The 3167-nt window shown below is 49.2% G+C and carries 2 rRNA genes; both read right to left on the minus strand.

Going from position 1 to position 3167, the window contains the following annotated elements:
• Positions 1-8: 8 nt before the first annotated feature.
• Positions 9-123: ribosomal RNA gene (rrf, locus tag BW139_RS17960) — 5S ribosomal RNA — on the minus strand.
• 137 nt (positions 124-260) lie between these two features.
• Positions 261-3147 (minus strand): 23S ribosomal RNA (locus tag BW139_RS17965).
• Positions 3148-3167: the final 20 nt, after the last annotated feature.

The following is a 3167-nucleotide window of genomic DNA, read 5'->3' on the forward strand; positions in this document are numbered from 1 at the left end:
TATTTGGAGCCTGGTAATGTCCTACTTTCACATAGCAAATGCTACACTATCATCGGCGCTGTTTCGTTTCACTACTGAGTTCGGCATGGGGTCAGGTGGGTCCAAAACGCTATTGTCACCAAGCAAATTTGGTGTCAGTTCGTATTACTACGCACTAACTAAAATTTGGAATTTCTGATAATAAAGTCTTCTAGTATCTACTTTAGTTATATTAACTTCTTCGCTTGTTTCACTATCACATAAAACGCGTTTGGCGTTGTATGGTTAAGCCTCACGGGTAATTAGTACAAGTTAGCTTAATGGCTCACACCACTTCCACATCTTGCCTATCAACGTTGTAGTCTTCAACGGCCCTTCAGAGACTTTAAAAGTCTAGTGAGAACTCATCTCGAGGCCTGCTTCGCGCTTAGATGCTTTCAGCGCTTATCAGTTCCGAACGTAGCTACCGGGCAATGCCATTGGCATGACAACCCGAACACCAGCGGTTCGTTCACTCCGGTCCTCTCGTACTAGGAGCAACCCCTCTCAATTCTCAAACGCCCACGGCAGATAGGGACCGAACTGTCTCACGACGTTCTAAACCCAGCTCGCGTACCACTTTAAATGGCGAACAGCCATACCCTTGGGACCGACTTCAGCCCCAGGATGTGATGAGCCGACATCGAGGTGCCAAACACCGCCGTCGATATGAACTCTTGGGCGGTATCAGCCTGTTATCCCCGGAGTACCTTTTATCCGTTGAGCGATGGCCCTTCCATTCAGAACCACCGGATCACTATGACCTACTTTCGTACCTGCTCGACGTGTCTGTCTCGCAGTTAAGCTGGCTTCTACCATTACACTAACCGTACGATGTCCGACCGTACTTAGCCAACCTTCGTGCTCCTCCGTTACTCTTTGGGAGGAGACCGCCCCAGTCAAACTACCCACCAGGCACTGTCCGTAACCCCGATTCAGGGGCCAACGTTAGAACATCAAAACTACAAGGGTGGTATTTCAAGGACGACTCCACAAAAACTAGCGTCTCTGCTTCTAAGTCTCCCACCTATCCTACACATGTAGGTTCAATGTTCAGTGCCAAGCTGTAGTAAAGGTTCACGGGGTCTTTCCGTCTAGCCGCGGGTACACAGCATCTTCACTGCGATTTCAATTTCACTGAGTCTCGGGTGGAGACAGCGTGGCCATGGTTACACCATTCGTGCAGGTCGGAACTTACCCGACAAGGAATTTCGCTACCTTAGGACCGTTATAGTTACGGCCGCCGTTTACCGGGGCTTCGATCAAGAGCTTCTCCGAAGATAACCCCATCAATTAACCTTCCGGCACCGGGCAGGTGTCACACCGTATACGTCATCTTGCGATTTTGCACAGTGCTGTGTTTTTAATAAACAGTCCCAGCCACCTGGTCACTGCGGCTCCAATCAGCTTAGAGAGCAAGTCTCATCACCAATCGGAGCGTACCTTCTCCCGAAGTTACGGTACGATTTTGCCTAGTTCCTTCACCCGAGTTCTCTCAAGCGCCTTAGTATTCTCTACCTGACCACCTGTGTCGGTTTGGGGTACGATTCGGTATAATCTGAAGCTTAGAGGCTTTTCCTGGAAGTATGGCATCAGCAACTTCATCACCGTAGTGACTCGTCTCGTGTCTCAGCCTAACAGCAACCCGGATTTACCTAAGTCACTAGCCTACACACTTTCACATGGACTACCATCGCCATGCTTGCTTAGCCTGCTCCGTCCCCCCATCGCAATTATACCAAGTACGGAAATATTAATCCGTTTCCCATCGACTACGCCTTTCGGCCTCGCCTTAGGGGTCGACTTACCCTACCCTGATTAACATGGGATAGGAACCCTTGGTCTTCCGGCGTGCGGGTTTTTCACCCGCATTATCGTTACTCATGTCAGCATTCGCACTTCTGATACGTCCAGCATACCTCCCGGTACACCTTCAACCGCTTACAGAACGCTCCCCTACCACTCAGAATAAATTCTGAATCCGCAGCTTCGGTGCATAGTTTAGCCCCGTTACATCTTCCGCGCAGACCGACTCGACCAGTGAGCTATTACGCTTTCTTTAAAGGATGGCTGCTTCTAAGCCAACCTCCTGGCTGTCTGGGCCTTTCCACATCGTTTCCCACTTAACTATGACTTTGGGACCTTAGCTGGCGGTCTGGGTTGTTTCCCTCTTCACGACGGACGTTAGCACCCGCCGTGTGTCTCCCGGATATTACTTTACGGTATTCGGAGTTTGCAAAGGGTTGGTAAGTCGGGATGACCCCCTAGCCTTAACAGTGCTCTACCCCCGTAAGTATTCGTCCGAGGCTCTACCTAAATAGATTTCGGGGAGAACCAGCTATCTCCCGGTTTGATTAGCCTTTCACTCCTAACCACAGGTCATCCCCTAACTTTTCAACGTTAGTGGGTTCGGTCCTCCAGTTGATGTTACTCAACCTTCAACCTGCCCATGGCTAGATCACCGGGTTTCGGGTCTATACCTTGCAACTATTCGCCCAGTTAAGACTCGGTTTCCCTACGGCTACCCTAATCGGTTAACCTCGCTACAAAATATAAGTCGCTGACCCATTATACAAAAGGTACGCAGTCACCTAACAAGTAGGCTCCTACTGCTTGTACGTACACGGTTTCAGGTTCTATTTCACTCCCCTCACAGGGGTTCTTTTCGCCTTTCCCTCACGGTACTGGTTCACTATCGGTCAGTTGGGAGTATTTAGCCTTAGATGATGGTCCACCTATATTCAGTCAAAGTTTCACGTGCTCCGACCTACTCGATTTCACTTAAAATGCATTTTCATGTACGGGACTATCACCCTGTATCGTGGCACTTTCCAGAGCCTTCCATTAACACATAATAAGCTTAAGGGCTGTTCCGATTTCGCTCGCCGCTACTTTCGGAATCTCGGTTGATTTCTTTTCCTACGGGTACTTAGATGTTTCAGTTCTCCGCGTTCGCTTCGTTAACCTATGTATTCAGTTAACGATACCTGCAAGCAGGTGGGTTTCCCCATTCGGAAATCCTAGTCTCAAGTGCTTTTTACTAGCTTGACTAGGCTTATCGCAAGTTAATACGTCCTTCATCGCCTCCAACTGCCAAGGCATCCACCGTGTACGCTTAGTCACTTAACCATACAACCCAAACGGGTCTT

The sequence above is a fragment of the Pseudoalteromonas sp. SK18 genome (genome assembly GCF_001974855.1).
Lineage (GTDB): Bacteria > Pseudomonadota > Gammaproteobacteria > Enterobacterales > Alteromonadaceae > Pseudoalteromonas.